Consider the following 26,593-nt stretch of genomic DNA (forward strand, 5'->3'; position numbering starts at 1 on the left):
CAATTTTGGTAGATTTGTACGCAATCAAATTATACCAAAACCCTGTGTTCATGCGGAATTTTTATATCTGTTTGACCCAATTAAGCCGGAATTAGAGCTGATTTATTAGGTGCGAAACTTCAGTTATAACTGCGCTCTTCAGGAGAATGATTATCTGCCAAGAACACCCCTCCTGTCAGATACAGTAATATACTTCTTTTCCGGGCAGTTTGATGTTCGGAATCCAAATCTGCCTGCTATTCCATCCCTTATCTTTGTTTCCGGTGATTTTATACATTGTAAGTACAGCCTCATCTTTAATAGAATCACCCAAAGCACGATCGGTCGGCGAAAGCAATGTTCCTGTACCTTTACCTATATCCCTGTTGCGCCGCACAATTAGTCTGCCTTGAGCGGAGGGATTTTCAGTCCTGATAGTTTGTATAAATCCCTTGAAGTCCTCTGGCTCCCAGTCATCAGACTCTGAGATAATGTTTTCAAGAATTTCCTCAAACAGCCGGAGGTTAACGGAATAGGTATCTTCTCCGAATCGTTCAAGAATCCCATCCAATGTACCGATATCCTTGTTTTCAGGGTAAAACGGGAAGTAGTTAACTCCGCCTGTAAATGTTTTAACAACCCCCTCATCAAGTACATTTTTTCTAGTTGGGCGGAGTTTTTCGGGATAGTGAATATTCACTTCTTCCGGGCATCCTTTTTCAATTTGAGAAATTATACTGTTGTTTGCAGCATTAATTTCCGCAAACAGCTTATAAAGCACCGGCGGAATGAAAACCCTCATTAATCCTAAGTCACGGTCATATCCGAACATACGAGAATGCTGCCACATTGTGTCAGCTTGCGGGCTTTTAGCAACACGGCAATAATATGTGGTTTGAAGTTTCGGAATTGTAACACCGCGTCCGAGGCTGTTACCTCCGACAATGATGTTCACCCCTGACTCATATTTTACATTATCTTCGAAAGAATTTCGTGAGTTTATGACAAGTATATTTACTCCGTCAGTTTCAAGCATCAGAGTTATATTTTCCATTATCACATCAAATGGGCTGATACTCGGCTTTGTTACTGCAAGGTCATTGTAGACCGCTGTAAACGCATCATAAACAAATGGTTCATCAATTGACTGATAAATTTCATTCAAATAATCTCCAACTTTTTCGGCAAACTTTTGATGCTGGTCGGTTTTGACACTCGGATGTATTAAAATGTTTGAAACCGTTCCACCGTTCAAAAAAATCTCAGCAGATGAAACAAGATGGTATAGGACAGCCTTTTTAAGACCATTCTCCGCAAATTCGTCATCCTTGAGCAATTCTGTTGCTTCCTCATTATCGGTGAGAATAACATAAGGCGGACGATCATAAGGGAATAATTCATTTCCTCCAATATAGCCTTTACCGGGCGAAAAATAGTGAGTAAAATACGGACGCCACCCGCTTTGATGTGACTGCAGGAGCAAAGCTTGAGGGGTTCCTGTAACCTGTATATAAATACTGCTCGAAGCAGTTTTTTTAATTTCCTCTAAATTTTTATTGACTGAGCTTTGTTTGTTTCTATTAATCAGCGTATTCAAACTTGCGGCATCTGCCTCATCATCCACGATAAACAATGGGTTGCCTTCGCAGAAGTGAGAAGAAGAAAAGTTATTCTTCCAGCGCTTCAAAACTTGGCTGTTTTTCTTAAGCACAATTATAGCAGGACGCTTCATATTGTTTGTAAAGAAAGAGTATTCATCAGATTCGCCGCAAACACAGAAATCAGGCAAATCCTTTCTCACACGATAAAGAGTCTGCTGTTGCAAAAGATTATTATCCGTAGTTAGAAGGACAAATAGTTTGAAGCCCTCGTCGGCGGCAGAGCAAATGAGTCCGAAGAGATGGCTGGTCTTTCCGCTTTGAACATTCCCTTCGAGTAAACTCACAACGTGATCTTTGTATGAAAATGTCGCAATGTAAGCCGGAGTAATCTTGTCAACAGTATCCCTTACTGCTTCAGCAAGCGCAGGATTCCCGCTCTCCGACAAATGGTTGAGATAATTATCTACGTAACTCATTAATGATTCACCCCAAAATCAAGATACCATGAATTTCCCGAACCCATTTTTGTGAGAGAAAAGTTATCCCTTCCATATTGCTGAAATGTTTCGGGGGTAACGGGTTGTCCAACTTCAAGCACTCCTGCATTTTCTAAACGGCCTTTTATCCATTTGCCGAGTATTTTCAAATCATCTTCCGAACGGAAATTTTTGCTGTAATCCCCACTGACTTTACAGGAGAATTTCCATCCGTCGTCTGTTATAACGTCAAATACTGCTCCCGGTGTTTCTTTCTGCGGATATCCTGCCAAGGATGTTACGATGCTCGGAACAATTAATTCCACTTCGTACCAATGCCGAGGCTGAATCACTCCGGTCCGTGTCACCAATCTTCCTTTGCCAAAAAAGACATTAAGATTGCTTTTTTCAGGAACTCTTCCGTCTTTAACAAGCGGGATTACGAAGCGAGTATCCGTTAACGAACTGACACAGTCGGCTAATCGATCATGAGGAATCTTCTCAACATGCTCATGATTTTCTAATAGAAGATTATTTTGTCTGAAATCGCTTATTTCGCAATCTGCAAGGTTGTCTGTAGCTTTCACGGAGAGTTCTTCAATGAAGCCGCGCATTTTTTTTGCATACTCCGGCTCGCGAAAGAGCGAAGAAGCTTCGTAAGTCCGGCTCCCGCTCTCAACAATACTGCTCAGGTTATTAGAGCCTATTATTCCTGCAAATGCACCGCTTGAGTCTGAGTAACAATACAGTTTTCCGTGAAATTTAAATGGCGTAACTAAGCGTACTTCCCCTCGTCCTTCTCCCCGCAAATAATCATTCAAATCACTAGCCGCGTTGTATTCAAGCTTAGTAAATTTGTCCCAACGGTGCATTCCAATAAGCAAATTAAGCGTTTCAATGTTTGAGTTATAAGCTACAGTCTGTTTAAGTTCAGCCAATGAATCTGCAGTTATGTAACCGACAGCAATATCCATCCGTGTTGCTTCGGGAATAAGCGAATAAAATGTGTCGGCAAATGTATGATATGCTGTATTAAGAGGCTTGTAATTGGAAAAAAGAAATTCCATAGAGGTATCCTCCGTCAATTCATCTCTGAGGTTACATAATCCAAACGCTCTTTCACTGTCATTTTTGACAGCTTATCAAAAATATCATTTAAATCAATATGTTGATACTCGCCAGTAAACAATGGCAATAATCTGCGTGCCGCGGCACGTACTCCTTCCGGCGGTACGGCATTACCGATTTGTCTCCGGACTTCAGTGATATTTCCGATGAATTCGAAATCATCCGGGAAGGATTGGAGCCTAGCGCGTTCTCGATTGGTCAGTGCCCGTGGTTCGGGATAATGATATCCCCATGTACCTCCGCCTCCAGCAGCAATAATTGTTTTAGCAGGTTCGCTCCGATTGATTCTTCTGTATACATGGCTTATCATGCCTTTAACATATAGTGGATCATCTTTAGGGATATCTGTAAAATTACCTCCTTCAGGTATACGTTCAAGCATTTTCCTTGTTTTCGGAAGAGAATTGATAGGCTCATTATTAAATTGAACTTTTTCAACTCCTTCAAGAGCCTTGCCTGCCGTAACATACGGATGTGCCCGCCCTTCTCCATGAGAAGGAAGCGGATGGATGAAATCAAATCCCGTGTCTTTGCGCACACCGACGATTAACAGTCTCTCACGGAACTGCGGTACGCCGTAATCAGCAAAATTGTAGAGATGAGGCTTTACAACATAGCCTGGTTCTATGGATTCAAAATCCTTTATAATTGTCTCAATTGCCTTTCTCTTGTTAGCGGTCAGCAGACCTTTAACATTCTCCGCGACAAAGGCTTTAGGCTTTTTAGCATCAACAAATTCAAGGAAATGCCTGTATAGTCCTCCGCGCTTGCCATTCAGCCCCGGCTGTTTCCATATTACTGAGAAGTCCTGGCACGGGAAACCGCCGAGCACGATGTCACACTCAGGGATAGATTTATCCTTATATGGATTGATTTTTGTAATATCTTCAAGTCTTATTACATCCCCGAAGTATTTTTTGAATGATGCTACAGCCCATTCGGAGAAATCGTTCGCCCAAATAGTCGTGTATCCTTCAAGATGGAAGCCTAAGTCAAGACCACCACAGCCCGAGAATACCGATAGGATTTTCGGGGAAACGGGTTTCTTCTCATTGTCATTCATTGCCAAAACTCCCTAACTAAATAAATTTTATTCTGCTTCTTATTCTGCTTCACATTTGCTAAGTATTAAGAGTTCATTGACATCGCATTTGAACAGACAACATAATCTCAGCATGGTCTCGTAATCAATACGGGTAGCCTTATCATTATAAAGGCTTGAAATAGTATTCCTTGATAATCCAGTTTTTTCATGAACGTCCTTGATTGAATATCTATACTTTCCCATTAAAGTTGAAAGATTGCTTTTAAGACGCAAAGATTCGTTCGCGCTCATGTTTAGGCCACACTCCTTAATAAACCACATCCTGATTATTGTAACAAGGATATTTAGCATGGTCAATAGGATAGTTGCCGCAAATTGTTATTTTTGTTATTTAACATAAAACTTAAAGCATAAAACTTAGGCGCATCAAACACAAATAAAGCCACCTGCAATTCTTAATAAGTCAAATTGCAGTCATTTTTTAAGGAGTTTTCATATATTAACCTGTCAATTCTGCAAGTGACATTGAGGATTTTATTTTTAATAGCTATTTATCTTCAAGCAGGAACAGCTTGTTGGCCGTTCCTGCCTTGATTTAATCATAGTATGAAACCCGCTGATTTACCACGATTCCGGATTTGAATTGGATCTCTATCAGATCGTCCTTGACAGCCTTGATGCTTTGCTCCTACCAGGTCATTGTCAAGCTTCCAAACCTCGTAGGTAGTTTTCCTCAGGTAGGAATCCATATCATTAATCCTTTGAGGAAAATTGCGGCCAGTTTTACTTCTGTACCAGTTTCAGTTCTATTGTTTTAAACACGGATCTATTCTGCTATCCTCTGATACTGCTCGTCTAAACTTTAGTGAGATCTAAATATATTTTTCATCCAATCAATAAAGCCTTTCGATTTCGAACTGCCTCCGATATGTTTTTTCACTTCCTCTTTATCATTTCTTATTACTTTATTCATTTGATTATTAGTGATCTGGCCTGCCCATACCACATTATCATTAGTAATCCAGTAATGTGACTTACACCCATGGCTCCAGTTTCCAATCGAAGGATAAAGAGATACCGTTTCGCCATCATAGGTTAACTTCCATCTTGCCGGTGATAAAGATGTTACAATATCCGCTCCGCATCCACAGGGGCATTTATGCTTCGCAACATCGTATTCAATGGAAATATAAAGTATATCTTCTTCAATTTGTGATGGTATATATTCAACGAATTTATGTCTCATTTTTAATTTCCTCTTCATCAATTATAAAAGTTGAATTATAAAAAATATCCTCTGTTAAGTAAAAACCGTTCAACTTCTTCCAAGCTATAACACCCATGATTGCATTCAAAGCATTTAATTCTGAAATCTGAATATTTTGAGAATAAATATCTTCGCCTGTTGCTTTTTCAGTAGAAATCTTATTTAGGTAACCGCAATTTTCTGGTGTTATAAGCGTTTTCCTTATAGATCCCCGTAATGAATTATTAACAACACTTATTCCAATACCCAAATCCACGAACGGAATTTTGGAGGCCATGAGATGTTCAATTATTACCCTTTTAGCCTCCGAATTATCAATAGCTACAAACACAAAATCATGCCCATCCAGAAGAGCTACATTCGAATCATCAATAAATACATCATGGTCTATAATACCGTCTCGAAACTTCTCATATTTCTCCTTGAAATAAGTGACTTTGCTTGGCTTTTTTTCTAGCTCATCCAAAGTCATAGTGCCAGGAATCCTGAAAGCGTTATGATTAAGCATGTGGTCTCCATCAAATAATGATATTTGCTTAACCGGGGTTTTGCTGACAAAATCCAATACAAAAGAACCTGTCCCTCCCAAGCCTACTATAGCTAGCTTTTGATCTTTTAATCTCTCTGATATATTAGACAACCCTGCTCTGGCTGTAAAAGTATCAGGATATTTAAAAACACTGGAATCATTATAGGATTCATATTCAAAATTTTGTGCAGAAACACTTTGGTCAATAGATCTTGCAGGTGCAGATAATAATTCAATATACCTTGTCATCTTTGTATAGAAGTCAGGATAGCTTCCATTCTGCGGTTTTGAAGAGAAGTAATATGATCCAATAATATCTGCAGTCAAGGTATGCTGTTGAGCACTATTCACGAAAGAATTAATTTCCGTGCCAAATTGATTACTGGGATGCTCTCCCATAAATCTTACGGTATGATCCTGAGGAGGTACAGTTTTTTCCCCCGATAAAGTCAACGGGCAGTAAATGGCGCCAAATAGAATCTTTTTATCTTTATTTACATAAGGTATCCCTTTAATCACTAAATTCCCGCTAACTATGGAAATATTGTACCCTTCATCCTTAAGCCTTCTCAAGTCGTCATTAAGATCTATTAGTTGAGTCGACATTTATTCTCATCCCATCTTTCATTTTAATTTGGTCACCTAAAGAATATGATATTTTATGTTTATCCCCATCATCATTTTTCCTGGTTGATACCATAGTATAAGATTTCTGTGAATCATCATAACTTCCAAAGGCAAGCGTAATTACCTCCTGGAATGAATAGCTTCGCTTTTCAACTTCTACCGGCTGACCATTAATTATTACCGTTATTACATTGCTCATTATCGCTAACCTCCTTAAAATTGTTTATATCATATTGGCAATTTTTATTATAACAATTGTTATAGTAAGCCGTCAATAACATTAGATAATTATTTTTATAACATTTGTTAAAAATAATTGTAAAAGATGTTTTCCTCATGTTATTATAAATTTGAAAAACATATTGTAAGGAGGCATTGTTGTGTCCGTATCTGAACGAATTCTAAAAAAACGCGAACAGTTGGGGTTAAGCCAAACTGAACTTGCGAAAAGGGCTGGATTGCAACCACCCGCAATAAGTCAATACGAATCAGGATTAAGAAGTCCTTCATATGAAGCGCTACTTAAACTTTCCAACGCATTAAATGTTACTACTGATTATTTGATTTCAGGGAAAGAAGTAAGCGAGAATGTTATAAACGATCAAACTATAAGCTTATTATTAAAGATTGCTCAAGGCTTATCGGTGCAAGACAAAGATAAGCTTCTTGAGTACGCAGTTTTTCTTTCTGCTGATTATCCTAGGAATATTCCAATGCCTATTGAATCGGACTTTGCCGAATGGGTTCTGAGGAATCACTCGAATGGCACTCTTCCAATTGACGTACACCAAATCGCAGATAAATTAAATATTTTAATCTACGAAGACGAACTGGATGAAGAAGGGGAAGGAATACTTTTTAACGGATCTCAAAAAATTATTGTGTTGAACTCAAGAATAAAAAACAGTCAAAGAAAAAAATTTACTACAGCTATATTGATAGGGCATGCGGTGATTCCTTGGCATCTAAAACAAAAATATTATGTAAGGAAAAGTGGTTCATCTACTTTACTTACAGAAGATATTCAGGAAATGGAAGCTCAAGATTTCGCTGCTAAACTAATTATGCCTCAAGTTCATCTAAATAAAGACTTCATCAAAACAAGAGCAAGCATAGAAAGTTTAAAGCAGCTTGCTCTAGAAAAATACGATGTTTCACTCTTTGCATTGGTAAATAGGTTGGTAGAATATGCTAAAGACAAATACGCCGTTATTCAATCTGAAAACGGGGGGATCATTAAGACGTATCCTGGCAATAGGCCATTGAATCCAACGATAGATCTATTAAGCATAACAGCCACGTTTTTCGATAATCCGAGCAGCACAGAGGAGATACGTCAAGGAGATGTCCCAGCAAAATACTGGTTTGCAGATGCACAAGCTGATGAAGTGGTACATGAAGAATGCATATATAATCCCGAATATGGGAAAGTATTAACACTTATAATCAGAAACTAAGCCGTTTTATTTTTATCAACTAAATCGTAAGAATCTATTGCTAATATTTTTAAAGACATCAAATTACCACCGTAGTGAAAATGCTGCAAATATTAAGAATAAAGCTCTCAGTTTTTTGTGAAATCTGAGAGCTTTATTCTTAATAGCTATTTATCTTCAGGCAGGAACATCTTATTGGCTGTTCCTGCCTTGTGTTAATCAAAGTATGAGAACCGCCAACTCATCACCTATTCTCCCCTCATTCCATTCTCATTCCGAATTGCTCGTCCACGTCATTTGATTGCTCCGACTGATCCGCCTCAGTGAAATTGACGTACTCACCGATGATATTCAGCGCTTCCCCGTAACTGTCGGAAGCAGTGATCCTCTGATACATTTGGTTAGCCTGCTCCCGCATGCCTGCCACTTTTAATGTGCGTGAAGCAATCCCCATCAAATTGAAGATGTTTCCGTTGGAGCCGATGAGCGGAGCATCCGGCTTCTCAGTCCGTGTCTGCACTGGCTTTGGTTGTGAAATAGCGGAAAAGCTGTCCTCACCGGGAACAAGAGCAAGGGTTCTGCCATTGTCCCAGGTCATTTGAAGCTGACCAATGTCATCTACAAAATCCACTGTCCCTGTCAATCCTGAAGGCATATCCAGTTCTCCGGACATTGCAGTTAATCGAATGTGGGTTCCTTTAGGATACATTTCTTTAAGCCGTTCAACCTTATTTCGTTCATTTAGCATGTTCTATTCCCTCCTGTGTTTTTTAATAAAAGAACAGGGATGACCTTTTAGCCGTTCCTGCCTTGTGTTCAATCAAAGTATGAAACCCGCTGATTCATCACGATTCCGGATTTGAATTGGATTTCTATTAGATCGTCCTTGACGGCCTTGATGCTTTGCAGCAGCCTCCTTACCAGGTCGTTGTCAAACTCCCTGACCTCGCAGGTGGTTTTCTTCAGGCATGCATCCATATCGCCAAGCCTCTGCTGAAAATTCTCCGCCATTTTCTGCTCCCGCACAAGTTCCAGCTTTTTCTGCTTAAGGTCGTTGATCTGCTCCGCGATTCTCTTATATCTCTCGTCAAAATCCTCTTTGATAGAGCCTTGCTTGGCGTTTTCCTCTATCAGGGCCAGCATCTCGCCCTGCAGCTTTTCGATCTGCCCGTCTAACTCGGTGGTCACATTTTTAGTGGAGTAGCTGCCGATAACTCGTATTACGTTCTCGCGGAAGGCACCGACAAACTCGCCGCGGTTTTCTACGACGCTGTTAATGGCAGTCATTATCGCTTCATGCAGGATATCCTCTTTAAACGTAGGGGAGTGCTTGCAGTTCTTGGTTCCGTTCTTCAGACGGTTCTCACACCGCCACACAGCGCTTTTCTGACCGTATTTAGACCATACCTGCCTGCGGTATGGCTGACCGCATTCCTTGCATACCATGATGTCAGTCAGTGCAAATTTGGAGCTGTATTTGCTTTTCTCCTTCTCTTGCTTTGCCCTTCGGGCTGCCGCAGTTTTACTAAGGCTTGCCCGCCTCGCTTTTTCCTCCTGCACCTGATAATAAAGCTCCTTGGGGATAATGGCTTCATGGTCATCCTCTATGTAATACTGGGGGACGATGCCTTTGTTCTTCACCCGCTTTTTGGTGAGAAAATCTATGGTATAGGTTTTCTGCTGGAGGACGTCACCCATGTATTTTTCATTGCTCAGCATCTTATCGATGACGCCGGGACACCACTTTGTCAGACCTGTGACGGTGGTGATCCCTTCTGATTCTAAAATCTTAGTGATCTGTATGATACTGCTCCCTTCAAGGTAAAGGCGGAAAATGCGTCTGACCAGCTCCGCTTCCTCCGGTACGATGACCAACTCACCGTTTTTATCCTTGGTGTAGCCTAAAAACTTATTGTGGTTGACCGAGACGATGCCGTTCTCAAACCGTCTGACCAATCCCCACCGGGTGTTCTCACTTAAGTTCCGGCTTTCCTCCTGCGCCTGGCTGCTCAGGATGGTTATTAAAAGCTCGCCGGTTCCCTCCAGCGTATTCACGCCTTCTTTTTCGAAGAACACAGCGACGTTCTTTTCCTTGAGCTTACGGATGTTCTGCAGGCTGTCCACCGTATTTCTGGCGAACCGGCTGACCGACTTGGTGATGACCATGTCGATTTTTCCTGCCATGCAGTCCTCAATCATGGCGTTGAAGTCATCGCGCTTTTTGGTGTTTGTGGCGCTTTTACCGTCATCTGCGTAGATACCAGCGAGTTTCCAGTTGGGATTGCTCTTTATTTTTTCGGTATAATAGGAAACCTGGGCTTCGTAGCTGGTTTCCTGCTGTTCCAGCGTGGTGCTGACGCGGCAGTATGCCGCAACCCGCAGGGCTTTAAACTGAGGCTTTATACTCCTGTCATACTCCGGCTTGGAGGGTATAAGAGATATGCTTTTCTTTTTTGCTGTCGCTGTCTGCATCATGATTTCTCCTTCCTTGGTTTAGTATCCGGCTTCCATGGTTAATCCGTTTATAAATTCAAACACCAGCCGATGGTCAGCGTATACAGTGATTTGCTTTATCACTGCCAGAAACAGTTCCTCATCGAATTCTGTGAGAAGCTGTCTGCCTGAAAACGCCTGCTTCATCTTTTCGGTGTTATATTCGGCGTCATCTATTTTTGCCGTTTTGTAAAGGGCTTGTGCCCGCTTAAAAATAAGAGCCGGAAGTTCATTGGACGAATACCGCCCTTCTGCTTCCAGCTCCTTAATGCGCTGATCCAACATATTAAATTCAGGGTTATTGGGAATTGGCTCTTTCTTAGACTTCCGGTCGAGAATTTCTATCCGTGCCAGAATCCTATTGACTGCCTCGAGGAAGGCTTTTTCAATCTGTTCATCCGTGAGGAAACCGCATCGGCAGTACACTCGGTTCTTGTAAATATACCTCTTGCACTTCCAGAAGGATTTCTCAGACGTTCTGCCGCAGTGCTCGATGTATTTTCGGTAAACCTCGCCGCATTCTCCGCATCGGAGCTTTCCGGTGAATAGATACTGGCTGCTTGCACTGTTTGGCTGGATGCTTCGCCCCAGATGATCACAGCGTTCTTTGCGGCGTTTCTGCACCTGCTCAAACATCTCGGCGTCAATCATCGGCGGATAGAATTCATCCCCAAGGTATTTGACATTCTCCAGTATCTTGCCGATTGAGCCGTGATTCCAGGAGACTTTATTGTTGGCATTCGGAAATCCCATTTCGGTCAGCCGCTTGGCAAGAGCAGAGGTGGAGGTACCGGATAGATAATCTGCAAATATCTTTTTCACAACAGCGGTTTTGGGTTCATCAAGCTGTATTTTTCCTTCTGCCAGCTTATATCCGATGGGCATGTGCCTTTGCATCATCCTCTATCGCCTCCTTCCTGCAGGGTTCGGACAGCTCCAGCCTGTTGATGAGTCGGAAGGTAATTTGTCCGTTTTCCTGTACGATTACCTTGTCTATAGACTGTAAAAATAAATCCTCACGGTATTCTTCAATAACGTGAGGATTGTTTCTGATAAGCTCCAGCATTTGTTCTGTTCCCGCAATCTCTATATCGAAGCCGTTATTGTCCAGAAGCTGGCTCCTTTTCTTTTTCACAGCGGCAAGCTCTATAGTCAGGGCATTTTGCCGCTCTATAAATACCGCAGGGTCGATATACCCTTTCGATACAACTCTGCTGAGTATATGACCCTGCTCTGTCAGCTCCATGATTCTATTGCTGCATTCCCCGATTTCCTGCTCCTGATGTTCATCCATTCGGAGCTTTTTAAGCGTATCCAGCAGGGGAGTGAGGATTTCGTCATAATTGCTTACGAGCTTATTCCACATCACGGTGAAAGCCCATTGAACGTCATCCTCCCGGATTGCCTTCTGGCTGCATTTGCTGTTGTCCAAAATATGCTGGCGACAGCACCATTGGACCTTCTCATAGGGCTTGCCGATGTAGATTTTCTGCCTCCGCAGAATACCCCTGCATTCGCCGCAGAGGATTCTGCTGCTGAAGGCATATCGGCTTTGGTATTTCTGCAAATCGTCCATCCCCATCTGCATTCTACGGTATACAAAGATTTCCTTTACTGCCTCCGCCTGTTCATGTGAGATAATGGGTTCATGGTTGTCCTCAACCAGATACTGAGGAAGCTGACCTTTGTTCCTCTTTTTCTTAAAGGGCAGCACCTCTGTGGTCATGGTTTTCTGATATAGTAGATTTCCTATGTATATGGGGTTTAAAAGCATTTCCTTTATCACGCCATCGTTCCACTTTTCAGCCGAGCGTATTGTGGGGATTCCTTCCTCGGACAAATCCTTGGCGATTGCATAAGTGCCCTTTCCATTTAAGTACTCACGGAAAATGCGTCGGACTATAGCAGCTTCTTCCTCCTGAATTATCAGCTCGCCCTTATCATCCTTGGTATAGCCGTAGGCTGGAGTGCCGAGGATGAATGTGCCGTCTTGAAAACGTTTAACTGCTGCCCATTTATTGTTGGTGGAAATGCTTTCGGATTCGCCCTGCGCCAAAGAGCTTAAAATGGTCAGCATCAGCTCGCTTTTCTCTGACAGACTGTTGATATGCTCCTTTTCAAAATAGACGGCGACGCCAAGTCCCTTCAAACGGCGAATCGCCTCAATGCTGTCCACCGTGTTTCTGGCAAAGCGAGTTAAGGATTTCGTGATGATCATATCAATTTTGCCGTCCTCGCAGTCCTTCAGCATCCTCAAGAAGTCATCTCTTTTTGCAAGCTTTGTTCCGCTTCTTGCTTCATCAGCGTAAATTCCGGCAAACTGCCAGTTCTCTTGATTTTCAATCAAGGCGGTGTAGTATTCAAGCTGTGCGGTAAAGGAATTCTGCTGCTCACGGGAGTCAGTGCTTACCCGGCAATAGGCGCAAACCCGCTTTTTCGGCTGTAATTGCCGGGCGACCTGCTGCTTGACAGGGTCAATTTTTGTTATCTTTTTTGCCATGGCTTTCTCTCCTTTCTCTCGTTTTTGGCCTCCTGTCAGCAACACACAATACCACACAAGCTTTGAGATATCCAGGTGTTTTTACGCATATACCTTGGAAAGCTCCGGCGTGAAGGTTTGACGGTTCAATTCATCGATTTTTTTGTACTCGGCAGGGGAGATAAGGCCATTTCGGAGCATGATATCCAACAGCTTTATCGCTACCTTATACTTCACTTCGTTGGCTGCCTGATTTTTTGACATATTGCTCGCCCTCCTTTCACTGCAGAGAAAGGAAAGGGCTTTGACAATCCAACTGGATTTGACCCTCCAACGGCGAATAAAGCTCCACGCCCAGCTGTTCCAGCCCTCGTAAAAACTCCAGCAATTTTGCCGTATCCCGCCCCAGGCGGTCAACCTTCTTTACCAGCAATACATCCATTCTGCCATCACCGGCAGCCTTCATGATCTCTGCAAGGCCGTGGCGGTCAGAATCCAGACCGCTTCCTATATCCTCAGATTCGCCAACGATCACAAATCCTATCTGCTCGGCGTAATCCATGAGCTCCCTTTTCTGCCCTTTCAATACACCGTGGGTATCCTCCGGTGCATCGATTCTGCAGTAAATCCATGCTCTTTTCTGGCTTTCCCGGCTCAAAAAATCAAGAGCTTCATCAATACTCACAATCGGAATACTGAGAGGTTCCTTTTCGCCCAGCTGCATGGGTACCAGCTCTTTCGTGATCTCCTGCAGAAGCTTCTGATCCGGGCAGCGGTTAATGAATTCGCCGAAGGTATCCAGAACTAGCCTATCCATCGTATCTGTTAAAACCATCTTGTCAGCATGCTCTTTTTTCAGCATGATAAAGCTTGCAATGCTGGACGGGGATTTCTCAAAATAGAATTCCTGATATTCTCCGTCAAGCCCATACACATATCCGATAATTAGATCCTTCTTCAGTAATTGAGACAATGCTTCCTTTTCCATTTCGTTTTCCTCCCTGATATTTTGAATTTAATCTCAGAAGGATACGGCAGGACGAAAAAAAGACCGCCCTGCCGCATAGTTTCCGAGATCAAAAATGATCTGCTTGTTCTTCATTACGAATTGCCGCTTCTATTCGACACTACTTCCCGAAGCGAAAAAGCCTTACGGCTTTTAGGGCGACAGCATAGACGGTTTGCCGGTTGAGCAAACACCATAGGATTCTCACCTCTCCCAGGATCTCTGGAAGCCGCCCCCATTGCTTTAGTCTGTGGCTGGACGGAAGTAGCATTATCACTGTCCATTTCATTGCGAAACAGTCCACCACGGACTGTTTTATGACCGGGCGTTCCCGCTCGTCACCTTCGATGCCATCGGTTCGACGGATAAAATTCATCCGCAGGCAGTCTTGGCGCGCCCGTCAACGTCGCTGCCGCTTTTCACACGGCTGGACAGCTCATGTATTTATGCTGCCGGATATGATATTCTCAAAGAGCAACAAGGGAATAAAAAAATCCCCTCACTTCTTTAGGGAAAAAAGTGAGGGGTTGCACGGAAAAACTTTTTACTTTTCCATCATTTTTTTTAACTTTTTAAGTATCTTGGTTTTGCGGTCGTGTATTGTCATCGATGGAATACCGGTTTCCTTGGACAGCTGACGCTCGCTTTTACCCTGAAGATAAAGCTCTGCAATGACCATTCTTTCAGACTCATCTAGCATTTTGATGCATTGGCGCAGTTTTACGATCAACATCTCGGTTATGATCCTCTCCTCCATAGAATCCGTTGCGGCAAAGATTATGTATTCTACAGAGATGCCTTTCTCGTTGCATCCTTCAAGCGAGATATTGTTTTCCTCCGCAAGCTTGTCCAGGTACTTTTCCCTATCCCGGCATTGGTAATAGGCTTTATAGACCTCTTTGGTTACTGGGATGTGCTTGCCCCTAACGAGCAAGCAATAATTTTCAACATGGTTTTCCATATAGCTTGTCCTCCATTTCGTGAATTTGAAAATCCGGAAATGAAGAACAAGCGGAGGAGATCGGCAGCAAGCTGCTGTTTTGTTATTGCATAAAATAAAAGCCACTGGTTTTGCTCCTTTCTGGGGAGCCAAACGAGCAGCTTCTTCTGAATGCAGAACCGGCCGGGCCTGACGCATAGCAATAAAGCTACTCGTCAGGCTCGGCCGGCAGATTTATAATCACTCCGCTTTTATAAGGGGAGGATAGCGTCAAGCGCTGGAATCGAATATCGAATGTTCATCTATTTGGTTGTGGAGTTTAGCCTATATCAAAGAGTCGGAGATCTGCTTGCTCATATAAACTTCGCTATTGTCCAACATAATTGAAACCTGAGACTTGCACAGGTGACATTTTACTTTTACAACATCACTTTCAGCCTCACTCGTTTCAGCTAACATCGCCAGCGCTTCAGAATTTCCGCTGTAATCAGCAATTCGACGACCGCAATTCGGACATTTCAGTTTTATCTTTTTCACCATCTCGTACCCTCCTGCATCTTTTTCACCATCTCGTACCCTCCTGCATCTTTTTCTCTATCAACACGAACGCCTGCTCTTGAAAAGGGCAGGCGTTCGCAATGATCGGCAACCAGGCTGTCATAGCGTGACATACGCCTTAGACCCTCGGCTTTGCGTCCCTGCCTTTTGGCAGGTTTGCCCTGAACTTCGTTATATTTAGACGTCATAGTAAGTAAAGCCGTCTTACTTCTTTGCAGACGGTCGTTTTAGGCAATTCTGTTGATTTCAAGTCAGGCTTAACGTTAGTAAAAAAATACCTCTTGACACTATGTGCAACATGGATTATTATGAATGTGCAAGTTATCTGCATATTTGAATTATAGGAAATTAACTTGCACTTGTCAATAGGTAATATGCAAATTATCTGCTTAAACATAGGAGGGCGGTCTGCATGAAATTCGGAGAAAAAATAAAAAATGCCCGCGTCGCTAAGGACATGACGCAGGCGGAACTGGCACAGGCGGTTGGAGTATCCCTCCGCACGATGGTCAGCTATGAAAACGGAGATTGCTATCCTAAGAAACGCGGGGTTTACGGGGAGCTGGCGACGGCCTTAAGCCTGGATGTGAATTATCTGCTGACCGAAAACGAGGAGTTTATTAGCGAGGCCGGTGAAAAATACGGCAGCAGAGGTAAGAAATACGCCCAACAGCTCGTTACGGAGGTCAGTGGCTTATTTGCCGGTGGTGATATGGACGACGAGGATTTGGACGCCGTTATGAGAGCAATCACCGACGCTTACTGGATAGCCAAGGAGAAAAACAAAAAGTTTACACCGAAAAAGTACCGCAAGGCAGACAAGGTATAGTCCGTTATTTTAGACTGCTGCTGTGATAGAATTAGCATGGGGGTGAATTCATTGAACAAGGCGCATATTTATGAATCAGCTGAAAAATATGTCCGGCGCTTCGGAACGCGTGATCCTTTTGCCATAGCAGACGGGCTGGGCATCGAGGTTCTGTTCCGCAATGACTTCGCCAAGCTGAAAGGGCTTTACCGCGTGATTCAGCGCAACCGCTTCATTTTTTTGAATAATAATCTGCCGGAGCAGGTGCAGACCCTGGTTTGCGCCCATGAGCTCGGACATGACGCTCATCATCGGGATCTTGCCGATGATAGTCCGTTCCGTGAATATGTTCTTTATTCCATGAATACACGTCCTGAGTATGAAGCCAATCTGTTTGCGGCTTCACTGCTTCTTCCCGATAATGAGGTTCATGAATATGCCCGTGAGGGCTATGATGTTGTCCAGATCTCAGCCATGATGAACACGGATATTAATCTCATGCTGATAAAGATGGGAGATATGAACTCCAGAGGCTATTCGTTCAATACAGCTTATACCCCACTGTCAGATTTCTTAGGCCGATAACCGTTCTTTTTGAGGAGGATTACAAACATGGCTGATACCAAGGTTTATGTGCCTGTCATAGCCGCCTTTGGCAAGGACGGTTTATTATTACCGCTCGAACTGACCTGGGAGGACGGCTGTACATATATCATTGACCGGATTTTTGACATCCGGCCTGCGTCGGCAATGAAAGCCGGAGGACAGGGTGATCGGTATACAATCAGCGTCAATGGACAACAAAGCTTTCTGTTTTTTTGAGAGAAACGCCTCGATTACCGGAAATAATATCGGACGCTGGTTAGTTGAACGGCGATAAAGATAATATTTACGAAAGCCCTTCTTACACTATGTGAGAGGGGCTTTTATTTGAACGGTATTGTTATGTGCTTTCATTCGGATATCTCAACGATAGTATATCTGAACGCACATGCATTTAGATTTATTCATTTAATGAAATAATCTTTTTTTGTGTATATTTCCCCTTATTTTGGCTTAAAGTACTAGCAATATCTTAGCCTATAAGGGGGATGGATTCTATTGTCTAACGCGCGTGATCAACTTACTTTAGACGGTCTGAACTGTGCTAGCTGTGCCATCAAAATAGAAGATAGCATTAAAAGCATTACAGGAGTACGCGAAGCATCCCTAAACTTCGTGACCAAAACTCTCAAAATTGAAGCCGCGGATTCAGACCAGTTAGATCATGTTTTAACTGAAGCCCAAAAAGTGATTCGAAAACTCGAACCCAAAGTCATCATTAAAAACAAGGAAATCGAAAAAGCCACCCAAACCTTGATTTTGGTTGGGCTCACCTGCGCTAACTGTGTCTCCAAAATAGAAAAGGAAATTAAAAACATTGCAGGAGTCAAAAATTCAACACTGGATTTTGCTACTCAACGACTTACGATCGAAGCAGATAAACATGAACTCAACCGAATAACCGCCGAAGCAGCCCAAGTGGTTCAACGGATTGAGCCCGGGGTAAGAATTAAAGAGAGTCAAGACGCTGTAAAAGTCTCAAGTTTCAAAAATAAAGAGGATGAAGAAAAATCTGATCATCGCAATGAGTTAATCCGGCTGACTCTCGGTGCCGCCATTTTTGCCATTGGTTTAATCTTCCGGTTTACATACTGGGTGGAATTCGCTCTTTATTTTATAAGCTATTTACTGGTCGGATCTGAGGTCTTAACGAATGCTATCCGCAACATTCGTCGAGGTCAAGTTTTTGATGAAAACTTCTTAATGAGTCTAGCCACAGTGGGGGCCTTTGCCATCGGTGAATTCCCAGAAGGTGTAGCCGTGATGCTCTTTTATCAGGTTGGAGAATACTTTCAAGATTTGGCGGTAAACCGTTCAAGAAAATCGATCACTGCCCTCATGGATATCCGACCAGATTATGCCAACCTCAAGGTCAATGAGGAAATTACGAAAGTTTCACCAGAGCAAGTCACTAAGGGACAGACCATCATCGTCAAACCCGGTGAACGTGTTCCCTTGGACGGTAAAGTGATTGATGGAATGTCTATGATCGATACCTCCGCACTTACCGGGGAATCCGTTCCCCGGGAGATTGAGCCCGGTATGGATGTATTAAGCGGCTTCATCAATAAAAACGGATTATTAACAATCGAGGTAACCAAAGAATTTGCAGAATCAACTGTCGCAAAAATCCTGGATTTGGTCGAAAACGCCAGTAGCCGTAAAGCCCCAACGGAAAACTTTATTACCAAATTTGCTCGGTATTATACTCCGGTTGTCGTTATCATCGCTTTACTTATAGCAATTATTCCTCCCCTCGTCTTCCCGGGTGCGACTTTTTACCAATGGCTCTACCGGGCCTTAGTATTTCTAGTTATCTCTTGCCCATGTGCTTTAGTTATTTCGATTCCTTTAGGTTTCTTTGGTGGGATAGGCGGATCATCCAAACAAGGAGTCTTGGTTAAAGGAAGCAATTATCTAGAAGCCCTCAAAAACGCGGAAATTGTAGTTTTTGATAAGACGGGGACTTTAACTAAAGGAGTCTTCAAAGTCACTCAAATAAAACCTTCCCAAGATTTCACTGAAGAAAAGCTCTTAGAATTAGCGGCCAAAGCTGAGATTTATTCAAATCATCCGATAGCTGAGTCAATTTTAAAAGCCTATAGTAAACCAGTAAATAAAGAAGACGTACAAAGCTATAACGAAATACCCGGTCATGGTCTAAAAATTCAGAGTAAAGGTGAAGAAATACTTGCTGGCAATGCTAAATTAATGATCAAGGAGAATATCCCCTATGATGATCCGATCAACGTGCCAGGTACTATCGTCCATGTAGCAACAAACAAGAACTATGCCGGTTATCTAGTAATCTCAGATGAGATTAAAGAGGATTCCCCTACCGCGATCCGATCTCTTAAAGAACTCGGGATTAAAAAAACGGTTATGCTCACTGGCGATGCCCGTTCAGTAGCAGAAAATGTTGGTCAAGAGCTTAATCTTGATGAAGTTCATGCAGAGCTACTTCCTGATCAAAAGATAGAGCGGGTGGAAAGCCTAGAAAAACAAAAATCTCCTCAGGGAAAACTCGTATTTGTAGGGGATGGAGTAAATGATGCACCTGTTCTGGCCCGGGCTGATGTAGGTATTGCGATGGGTGGATTAGGATCTGATGCAGCCATCGAAGCGGCTGATGTGGTAATTATGACCGACGAACCTTCCAAAATAGCTACAGCCGTAAGAATTTCCAGAAAGACCTATAGGATTGTTTGGCAAAATATTATTTTTGCCTTTGGTGTTAAAGTTGTCGTCTTAATTTTAGGAGCGGGTGGACTTGCCACAATGTGGGAGGCCGTTTTCGCCGATGTAGGGGTCTCTCTAATCGCGGTCTTAAATGCCATGCGAGTGATGAAATAGACACTGCTTCTGCTCTACTGCTAATCCCATCAGGGTTGAAAATAGTTGACTACAAACAAACGTTAAGCCAGTCTAAGATTTAAATTGGGATAAACCTTGTGCTTTTGTCATCTCTAAATGTCTTTTCGTGAATTAACCGATTTAGCAAATAAGACAAAATAGGCAAGGAATATAGAGCCTGATACGACGAAAATATCTGCCGTATTGAAAATTGGATAGTTAACCAAAGTAAAATCCAAAAAGTCAACTACATAATTTAGTCGCACCCTGTCAGTAAGGTTCCCCAAAGCCCCGGATATAAAAAGGGTGAGGGATATAAGCAATAAATGGTTTTGTGTTTTATAATTCTTAATTAAGTAAACTACTAGAGCTATAGTAACAATAGACGTAATAATGATGAGGAATGCTTGCTTACCTTGTAAAATACTAAATGCCGCTCCAGTATTTTGCCCATAGGTTAAGTGAAATACATTCTTAACGATTGGCAATGTACCTACGGGTTTGAGAAAAGTTTGTGCCAAGTACTTGAACACCTGGTCTACAGTTACTAGCACAGCTATAATAATAAAATAATTCATTTCATACCTCCGATACTACTTGGATAATCGATATCACAAAGGCATAAACCACGAGTCCCAGTAAGGTATTCGTGGTTCATATTTTTATACGTTAACTGAAATAACCGATGCAATGGACCGATCCACAGCAACTTGTGTATATCCAACTTGAAAAACGTACGATAGGAATTTTTGAATGTCCCGGTAGAATTCCCATCGACATATGTCAAAGGAATTATTCTTTTTACAAGATCTTTGCAGTTATCATGATAAAAACTGAATTTTTAAGTCAGATCAATAACTTGGCCGGATAAGAATCGAATGGACCAGAACAATAGCAGCAGGAACAAGGCTACAAACACCGGGAGTAGTCCCATTATCGCTCGCTTTTTACTAGGAGCCCGATGTAACAAGATCGATGTTCCAAGTACCAAGCTCCAGATGAAGCCAATTCCTAGAAGGATAGCTGAGGCCGGCACAACGATATTAAAGAATTCCAGAGAATCGTCTCCCATAGTAATAATAGCCGTGGCCCATTCCATAGGTAGAAAACTATAACCAATGGTAGTGACGACTTCTCTCCAAGAGATACGTGCCAACGCTGAAACCAAATAACTCAAACCGGCATAAACTACCGCCGATAAACCCATAAACAAGGCGAGTGTCAGGAGAAACGGGTTCTGTGGCCATACAATTCCTTGCATTGTCACTGCCATATACATTCCTAACAACGCGGAGATATAAACCGCTTCTCCGAGATCCGGAGCGTAGGGTTTAAAGAGTTCGGCACCGGGAAAACGCAGGCCAACCCGCATCCCGCTCCGTTCCTTAGGGCAGTTCTTTACGCAGTTCCAGCACTGGAGACAGTGTTGACTAGATTCTAAACGGTTTGGCGCTAAGAAGACAGGGCATCTCTCTGCGCGTACCACTGGTGCAAGTGGAATTCCCCCCATAGCAGTGGCCGCTACTTCTTGGCTCACATCGCTTGGGACAGTTAGCGCCCTTCCTTGTAAGCAAGTTCGTTCAACGCAAGTCTCACAAGCGGATGTACGAGGGCGAACACCGAGAACACTTAAACGGGCAATACGAGCCAACCATCCTCCAATCGGACAAACGTATCTGCACCATGTACCCTTCCGGAAAAAGAGACCGATGATCAAAGCGGCAAATACGATTCCCAGGAAGAGATAGGCACCGTAGCGAGCTTCACTCTGAAAATCAAAAACACGCACAAGGATCGTAATCAAAACAAAGGTGCTTGGCAATATCCAGCCCGCCCGCAAATACGGAGTACTGGATGAAGGCCGCCCCCTGAGCCACTCGCCTATTTTACTTGCTCCTTCAGTGAGCAGACGGAGCGGACAAAGATTGCCACACCAGAAGCGCCCAAGAATAACGGCTGAAATCGAGATTAGAGGTAACCAAATTACCCATACTAAGAAGATAAACAGGTTGTTTTCTGCCTTAGCTCTGAACCACCCCCACTGAAGGTCCCCCTGTCCGGAAAAAGGCCCTACCGGTATCTTCCATAGTGCGATTACGAGCAGCGCTACAAAAACAAATGTTAAAAGGAGCATTGGCAGCTTAGGTATCCACCGGCTGCGTAAGAGACGGTACACCGGGTGATTGTAATCAGCGCCGATTGCCCGGAAAGGGTGGCCGTATTCCGAAATTGTGCTGGTCTCTTGTTGCCCTGATGCCCGAAAAAGATACAGGGCAGTAATTAAGTACCCCAGGTAAACGAAGACTTGTAAGAGAGTAGGACTGGAACTGTACCCTAGAACTCCGCTAAGAAGCGCCCCAATAGGTGATGATTCACTTACAATTCGACTGGTATCCCAAGCAGAAATTGTGCCGGGCAACCATCCTGCAGCCTGTAAGTCTGCCGTTGCCTTGCCCAGTATTCCGGACCCAAATGCAATCAACAAATAGGCTGTCCAAGTAAAGAATTTATGGAGATTCACTCTTAAAAGGCCCCGGAAAAGCAGTGCAGCTAAAAGCAAGGCCATCAAGATACCCAAAGCCGCGCCTGTAATGACTTGGGCCAACGGTGTTGTGTCAGCCGTTGAGACTAAGAACAAAACCGTTTCAATGCCCTCCCGTAATACGGAAAGAAAAGCCAATATGCCAAGACTCCATGACTGTCCGCTCGAAAGTGCGCTTCCAGCCTTTTCACGCAGTTGATGCTGTAAATCTTTGGCCTGTTCCCCCATCCAAAACACCATGTAAGTTAATAAGGCTACCGCCAGTAAGCCAGATATGCCTTCCACCGAAGTTCCGAAAGTTTTATACGCCTCCCCGAAAATCTGGGCGACTGCCACACTGACTAAGACGGCAACTATTGCGCCACCATAAACCATACTTGCTCCATACTTAGGTCGCGTCTTGTTTACCAATGAGATCAAAATGCCAATAATTAGGACGGCCTCAACTGCTTCGCGCAGTGTCAAGACTAACGCTGTAATCACCACTATTCTCCTCTCTTACTTTGATATTGATAATCATTATCATCATTCTACAATAAAAATACTTCCGTTGCCATCGATTGTCAAGGAAGGATTTATTTTTTTGTCTTGAATTAGCTAGCTACCCCATAACACACAAAAAAAAGTAGGACAGGCACCCACATTGTAAGCTGCCGGTCCTACTTCAGGCTCATTTTATTACCAGCCCATGTTACTAGACCAGTTACCGGACATCCGGTTCCCACCCCAGCTATTTCCATTATATCCACTGTTGTTGACACTTCCAGATTTTTGTACATTTTGGCGTTGTTGCATGGCGTTTTGCCATTGTTGCTGCATTGCCGCTTGATTCTGTGGATTCACTCCATATTGCTGCATCATTTGTTGATCCCACTGGATACAGTTGTTGACCATTTGGTTATAAAGAGCGTTTTGGTTTGGAGCAGGGGTTTGGGGAACGGGTTGCTGACTAGCGGGTTGTTGAGGTAGCGGCTGTTGGGGAGCGGGTTGACTTGGTGCTGGTTGCTGAGGAGCAGTTTGTTGTGTACTGCTCTGCGGCGTTTGATTTTGGTTGCCGCTATTTTGGGCCGCGTTTGTGTCAGCAGCCGTTGCAACTGGTGTACTGACTGTCGATGCAGAAGTGGCAGTTGCAGTAGTGTTCGTACTGGTGGTAGCTCCCGTATTAGATCCGGTATTCATGTTCATGACCATCGGATTAGGGTCATTTGTGACCCAGTTAGCGATTTTTTGCTGATAGTCCGTGGAAGTGGCAGCACTGACAACCCCCACTGCCCCGACCACTAAACCAAGTGATAAGGCACTTACCAAGAGCGTGTTTTTAATGTTTTTCAATGTAAAATCATCCTTCCCTTTTTAAACCTGTGATTACGACAATGTTTTAGATCAGTACCATCGCTTAACTTGCAAGCTTGTGTTAACCACTCTCTTCTTTCTTTTGACCACCCCCCGTTTTCATCCAGTTATTCGTTAAGGGTGAATCTTTTTTGAGGGGTAGGTGATATTTTTTTACATTTCCGGCTTTACAAGCATACCGTTATTAAAATGATTCATGGCACCAACAAAATCAACGACCGCCAAGATTTCAATCATCTGTTGTTCCGTAAATCCTGCATCGCGAAGTTGTTTAGCATACATACTGATGCAAAAGGCACAGTTATTAAGTGTTGAAACCGTAAAAGCAATGGCTAACTTTGTTCTCAAATCCAGAACATCGGAGCCCATCACAGCTTCCATCTTACTCAAAACAAGCTTCAGGTACTTAGGATGGTGAGCCATTGCTCGATATGGTGCAGGTATTTCACCAAACTTTTCCCTCAACTGGCGGAAAATTTCCTGAACTTCCGGGTTAACATTTTCTTCCGATAACAATTCTACATTTGGCATTTAAATATTCCCTCCTTAACCTATTTGAATTAAAATCATCTAAGCCTATGAAGCCTATTTTAACCTGAAATAATCACAAGAAGATTACGGGTTTTTAACAATTTTGTTAAATAGTAAAAAACAATCCCCCTGTGCTTAACCTTTAATTAATAAAAACGGCTATCCATTATCGGACAGCCGCCCTATTTGAATAAAATATAGTTACCGTAGCAATTCTTTCTTACGCTTTTGATATTCTTCCAAATCAATCTCACCACGGGCATAACGTTCATGTAAAATATCCAAGGCCTCATCTTGTCCGATGAACCCACGTATCGGAATCCGAGAACCTATCCGCCGAAATAAATATACCAAAAATCCAATTAATACTATCCAAAAAAGCAATTGGATTCCCATCCCAAGTATCCCCATCCCCCAAAATCCGCTGCCAAAAAATGGGCCACAGCCCCAACCGCCAAACATAAATCACTCCTCCTTTCCGTGAACTTTCCATTAAAAAACAATAATAAAGCAAGCTGGAGACATCGACATTCTGCACAAAAGTCTAGCGAACAGGTGTTGAAAAGGATTACGATGAAAATAAGACTCCATTTTAGGGAGTCTTATTGAGGCAAGTAAGTTTTACCAGCACCCCCAGCCGGACTGCCACATGTTCCCACCGTTCCAGCGGTTATTTCCCGGATAGTTGTACCAATCGTAATCCCGCCAATAATTGGGGTTCGTCGGTCCATACCAGTATCCATAACCGGGGGCATAAGAAGGACCTTGCTGCCCAGGTTGCTGTGTGTTCGGCCCAGGCTGCTGTGTATTCGGCACAGGTTGATTTGGGTCTGCTTGTTGTGTCGTCCAGTATATTTGCGGAGAAACTGGCGATGCCAAGACTTTGGCAATAGGTACCCCTACGGTAAGTAATGCAACAACTCCCAGAAGTACTAGGACTATTTTGGATAACTTCACTCTGTTCCCTCCTTTCAACATTGTTAAGCAAAGAATAAACTTGTCATTTTACGCCCACGTCACAGATTCTTAACATTTTTGTTAAAGTAGGCTGCAGGGCCGTACGTCTGGGAGAAAATCCTACTTTAAGTTGATAATTGCTGGTTATTGACTAGCCCCAATGACCATGATTTGAGTTCACTAGCTAGAATTTCCTCTATCTCGTCATCAACATCCATGAGCATGGTCAACAATTTTACTCGATTCTTGTTCTCTTTCCCTAATGTCTTAATGATTCTTTCTCTTTCCACACGTAAAATCTCTAACCTGTTCATGGTTAGATACCTCCTTGACTGTAACGAATGTTTGATTCATCCTTTTATTTTCTTTGTAACTGGTCGCAAAGAGAGCGTGCGCGGCAAAATCGACCCACACCATGATTACCACATAATGGACACTGCTTCATGAGAATCGTACCTCAGCGTTTATCGAATCTTTTGTGAGGCTTCTTTTCCAACGGTTAAAAATCTTCTGTCAAGTTGCTTAAGCCCGCTCAAAAAAGAGTGGGCATAAGAATAGTAAAATCCTTTGCTCAAGTCGACTGAACGAACTTTTCCATCCTCACGTTTACGAAATAGGACTACTCCACCTGCACACATTTTTACAACCTCCTATTATCAGAAAATAAAAACTGAAGCGTCTGAATCCGAGACCACAGAACAACAGTTATTCCTGACTCATTGAATAGATTCTATTCACTAAGCCATTCGTTTAAGTTTGATTATTTTTAGGGGTATGCCACCTTGCTCAAGCTAAAACTTTTTTCTTCCGTAAGGAAATAGTTCTTAAAATTACTTTGTCGTCCAATAGCGTCGTGTCCCTGCGCGGCAGCGGCACACACACCAACGATTGATTTAAATCCATCAGCATCTTAATTGCTTCATTGACCTCTTGCCCATTATCCATACTTGTTTGCGCATAGCGCTGGGCTTCCAAAACTATAACTTGATGGATTGCCGAGCGCACTGCCGTCAGTTGCAATAAAATCTCTTTAAAGGGTTGTTCTTCCTCAATCATTCTTTCTACTGCAGCAAAGTGCCCGCGTATGATCTTTACCCGTTTTAGAATTTGTTCTTGGTCTGTTGATTTAACTTTTTCCATAGGCTCTATCCTCCCATCTTATAATTAAAAACTCAAGGTACTGTTCAAAACCTACACCGCGATCGGCGGTTGAGTTATGCCTTATGCTTATACTATTTGCTATTTTAAAGAAAGAGTTTCACGGCAAAGTTACAGGTTTTTAAATTATTTGTTATAAATCTCTTAGTTTAAAGTTATTGTGATCATTCTAATCATTAATAGAAACCTGCGTAACTTCTGTACTTGCTGATCTTTTTGCTTAT

The 26,593-nt window shown here is 42.8% G+C and carries 29 protein-coding genes and 1 riboswitch; of the genes, 5 read left to right on the forward strand and 24 right to left on the reverse strand.

Annotated elements, in window-relative coordinates; translation table 11 throughout:
• Positions 1-175: 175 nt before the first annotated feature.
• From B5Y67_RS07005 to B5Y67_RS07035, 7 genes are all read right to left on the reverse strand, one after another.
• A complete protein-coding gene (locus tag B5Y67_RS07005) occupies positions 176-2,056 on the reverse strand; it encodes a Z1 domain-containing protein (protein WP_088225788.1) in 1,881 nt (626 codons plus the stop codon).
• Positions 2,056-3,123, reverse strand: coding sequence for a restriction endonuclease PLD domain-containing protein (locus B5Y67_RS07010; protein WP_021315221.1), 1,068 nt, complete (start codon positions 3,121-3,123; stop codon positions 2,056-2,058). The genes B5Y67_RS07005 and B5Y67_RS07010 overlap by 1 nt, the downstream gene beginning before the upstream one ends.
• A 14-nt stretch (positions 3,124-3,137) precedes the next feature.
• Positions 3,138-4,247, reverse strand: coding sequence for a DNA cytosine methyltransferase (locus B5Y67_RS07015; protein WP_088225789.1), 1,110 nt, complete (start codon positions 4,245-4,247; stop codon positions 3,138-3,140).
• A 39-nt stretch (positions 4,248-4,286) separates the two neighbouring features.
• Entirely contained in the window at positions 4,287-4,520 is a 234-nt protein-coding gene (locus tag B5Y67_RS07020; protein WP_034378010.1) for a helix-turn-helix transcriptional regulator, read from the reverse strand.
• Between the two features lie 571 nt (positions 4,521-5,091).
• Positions 5,092-5,475 (reverse strand): DUF6527 family protein, encoded by a 384-nt coding sequence (locus tag B5Y67_RS07025; protein WP_021315226.1) that lies wholly within the window; start codon positions 5,473-5,475, stop codon positions 5,092-5,094.
• Complete coding sequence (locus B5Y67_RS07030) at positions 5,465-6,631, reverse strand: ThiF family adenylyltransferase (protein WP_088225790.1); 1,167 nt, start codon at positions 6,629-6,631, stop codon at positions 5,465-5,467. Before B5Y67_RS07030 ends, B5Y67_RS07025 begins: the two co-directional genes overlap by 11 nt.
• Positions 6,606-6,851, reverse strand: a complete 246-nt coding sequence (locus tag B5Y67_RS07035; RefSeq protein WP_088225791.1) for a multiubiquitin domain-containing protein — start codon at positions 6,849-6,851, stop codon at positions 6,606-6,608. The genes B5Y67_RS07030 and B5Y67_RS07035 overlap by 26 nt, the downstream gene beginning before the upstream one ends.
• A 181-nt stretch (positions 6,852-7,032) precedes the next feature.
• Here B5Y67_RS07035 and B5Y67_RS07040 point away from each other — a divergent pair, with 181 nt between their 5' ends.
• A complete protein-coding gene (locus tag B5Y67_RS07040) occupies positions 7,033-8,109 on the forward strand; it encodes an XRE family transcriptional regulator (RefSeq protein WP_088225792.1) in 1,077 nt (358 codons plus the stop codon).
• A 238-nt stretch (positions 8,110-8,347) separates the two neighbouring features.
• Here the strand turns inward: B5Y67_RS07040 and B5Y67_RS07045 are convergent, their stop codons facing one another.
• From B5Y67_RS07045 to B5Y67_RS07075, 8 genes are all read right to left on the reverse strand, one after another.
• The gene (locus B5Y67_RS07045) at positions 8,348-8,836 is read right to left on the reverse strand and encodes a DUF4314 domain-containing protein (RefSeq protein ID WP_088225793.1); all 489 of its coding nucleotides are present in this window, start codon (positions 8,834-8,836) and stop codon (positions 8,348-8,350) included.
• Positions 8,837-8,904: 68 nt separating this feature from the next.
• On the reverse strand, positions 8,905-10,560 hold the full coding sequence (locus tag B5Y67_RS07050) for a recombinase family protein (RefSeq protein ID WP_088225794.1): 1,656 nt from the start codon (positions 10,558-10,560) through the stop codon (positions 8,905-8,907).
• 21 nt (positions 10,561-10,581) lie between these two features.
• Positions 10,582-11,481: a recombinase family protein gene (locus B5Y67_RS07055; RefSeq protein WP_075365494.1), complete on the reverse strand. Its 900-nt coding sequence runs from the start codon at positions 11,479-11,481 to the stop codon at positions 10,582-10,584.
• On the reverse strand, positions 11,450-13,081 hold the full coding sequence (locus B5Y67_RS07060) for a recombinase family protein (protein ID WP_075365495.1): 1,632 nt from the start codon (positions 13,079-13,081) through the stop codon (positions 11,450-11,452). Before B5Y67_RS07060 ends, B5Y67_RS07055 begins: the two co-directional genes overlap by 32 nt.
• A gap of 81 nt (positions 13,082-13,162) precedes the next feature.
• Entirely contained in the window at positions 13,163-13,324 is a 162-nt protein-coding gene (locus B5Y67_RS25245) for an SHOCT domain-containing protein (protein ID WP_170871510.1), read from the reverse strand.
• Positions 13,325-13,340: 16 nt separating this feature from the next.
• Entirely contained in the window at positions 13,341-14,048 is a 708-nt protein-coding gene (locus B5Y67_RS07065) for a recombinase family protein (RefSeq protein ID WP_075365496.1), read from the reverse strand.
• A 562-nt stretch (positions 14,049-14,610) separates the two neighbouring features.
• The gene (locus B5Y67_RS07070) at positions 14,611-15,204 is read right to left on the reverse strand and encodes a sigma-70 family RNA polymerase sigma factor (protein WP_139314481.1); all 594 of its coding nucleotides are present in this window, start codon (positions 15,202-15,204) and stop codon (positions 14,611-14,613) included.
• Between the two features lie 126 nt (positions 15,205-15,330).
• Positions 15,331-15,546: a hypothetical protein gene (locus B5Y67_RS07075; RefSeq protein WP_075365498.1), complete on the reverse strand. Its 216-nt coding sequence runs from the start codon at positions 15,544-15,546 to the stop codon at positions 15,331-15,333.
• Between the two features lie 101 nt (positions 15,547-15,647).
• A riboswitch (cyclic di-GMP riboswitch) is annotated at positions 15,648-15,735 on the reverse strand.
• Between the two features lie 241 nt (positions 15,736-15,976).
• Between B5Y67_RS07075 and B5Y67_RS07080 the strand changes: the two genes are divergently transcribed.
• The 4 genes from B5Y67_RS07080 to B5Y67_RS07095 all read left to right on the forward strand — a co-directional run bounded on the left by B5Y67_RS07080 (position 15,977) and on the right by B5Y67_RS07095 (position 19,828).
• Positions 15,977-16,393 (forward strand): helix-turn-helix transcriptional regulator, encoded by a 417-nt coding sequence (locus tag B5Y67_RS07080; protein WP_075365499.1) that lies wholly within the window; start codon positions 15,977-15,979, stop codon positions 16,391-16,393.
• A 42-nt stretch (positions 16,394-16,435) separates the two neighbouring features.
• Positions 16,436-16,957 (forward strand): ImmA/IrrE family metallo-endopeptidase, encoded by a 522-nt coding sequence (locus B5Y67_RS07085; protein ID WP_235838835.1) that lies wholly within the window; start codon positions 16,436-16,438, stop codon positions 16,955-16,957.
• A gap of 27 nt (positions 16,958-16,984) precedes the next feature.
• On the forward strand, positions 16,985-17,194 hold the full coding sequence (locus tag B5Y67_RS07090) for a hypothetical protein (RefSeq protein WP_075365501.1): 210 nt from the start codon (positions 16,985-16,987) through the stop codon (positions 17,192-17,194).
• A 279-nt stretch (positions 17,195-17,473) separates the two neighbouring features.
• Positions 17,474-19,828 (forward strand): heavy metal translocating P-type ATPase, encoded by a 2,355-nt coding sequence (locus B5Y67_RS07095; RefSeq protein WP_088225795.1) that lies wholly within the window; start codon positions 17,474-17,476, stop codon positions 19,826-19,828.
• A 113-nt stretch (positions 19,829-19,941) separates the two neighbouring features.
• Here B5Y67_RS07095 and lspA read toward each other — a convergent pair whose 3' ends face one another.
• The 9 genes from lspA to B5Y67_RS07135 all read right to left on the reverse strand — a co-directional run bounded on the left by lspA (position 19,942) and on the right by B5Y67_RS07135 (position 26,351).
• On the reverse strand, positions 19,942-20,406 hold the full coding sequence (gene lspA / locus B5Y67_RS07100; RefSeq protein WP_075365503.1) for a signal peptidase II: 465 nt from the start codon (positions 20,404-20,406) through the stop codon (positions 19,942-19,944).
• A 263-nt stretch (positions 20,407-20,669) separates the two neighbouring features.
• On the reverse strand, positions 20,670-22,853 hold the full coding sequence (locus tag B5Y67_RS07105) for an FTR1 family protein (RefSeq protein WP_075365504.1): 2,184 nt from the start codon (positions 22,851-22,853) through the stop codon (positions 20,670-20,672).
• Positions 22,854-23,048: 195 nt separating this feature from the next.
• Entirely contained in the window at positions 23,049-23,651 is a 603-nt protein-coding gene (locus tag B5Y67_RS07110) for a hypothetical protein (protein WP_242975896.1), read from the reverse strand.
• A gap of 225 nt (positions 23,652-23,876) precedes the next feature.
• Complete coding sequence (locus tag B5Y67_RS07115; RefSeq protein WP_075365506.1) at positions 23,877-24,254, reverse strand: carboxymuconolactone decarboxylase family protein; 378 nt, start codon at positions 24,252-24,254, stop codon at positions 23,877-23,879.
• A 201-nt stretch (positions 24,255-24,455) separates the two neighbouring features.
• Positions 24,456-24,716, reverse strand: a complete 261-nt coding sequence (locus tag B5Y67_RS07120; RefSeq protein ID WP_075365507.1) for an SHOCT domain-containing protein — start codon at positions 24,714-24,716, stop codon at positions 24,456-24,458.
• Positions 24,717-24,875: 159 nt separating this feature from the next.
• The gene (locus B5Y67_RS07125) at positions 24,876-25,211 is read right to left on the reverse strand and encodes a hypothetical protein (RefSeq protein ID WP_088225796.1); all 336 of its coding nucleotides are present in this window, start codon (positions 25,209-25,211) and stop codon (positions 24,876-24,878) included.
• Between the two features lie 125 nt (positions 25,212-25,336).
• Positions 25,337-25,525 carry a hypothetical protein gene (locus B5Y67_RS07130; RefSeq protein WP_075365509.1) on the reverse strand — a complete coding sequence of 63 codons (189 nt, stop codon included), beginning with the start codon at positions 25,523-25,525 and terminating at the stop codon, positions 25,337-25,339.
• A 150-nt stretch (positions 25,526-25,675) separates the two neighbouring features.
• Positions 25,676-25,849 (reverse strand): hypothetical protein, encoded by a 174-nt coding sequence (locus B5Y67_RS25250; protein ID WP_170871512.1) that lies wholly within the window; start codon positions 25,847-25,849, stop codon positions 25,676-25,678.
• Positions 25,850-25,997: 148 nt separating this feature from the next.
• A complete protein-coding gene (locus B5Y67_RS07135) occupies positions 25,998-26,351 on the reverse strand; it encodes a metal-sensitive transcriptional regulator (RefSeq protein ID WP_075365510.1) in 354 nt (117 codons plus the stop codon).
• Positions 26,352-26,593 lie beyond the last annotated feature (242 nt).

Origin of the sequence: Desulfosporosinus sp. FKB (genome assembly GCF_002196705.1) — a bacterium.
Classification (GTDB): Bacteria; Bacillota; Desulfitobacteriia; order Desulfitobacteriales; family Desulfitobacteriaceae; genus Desulfosporosinus.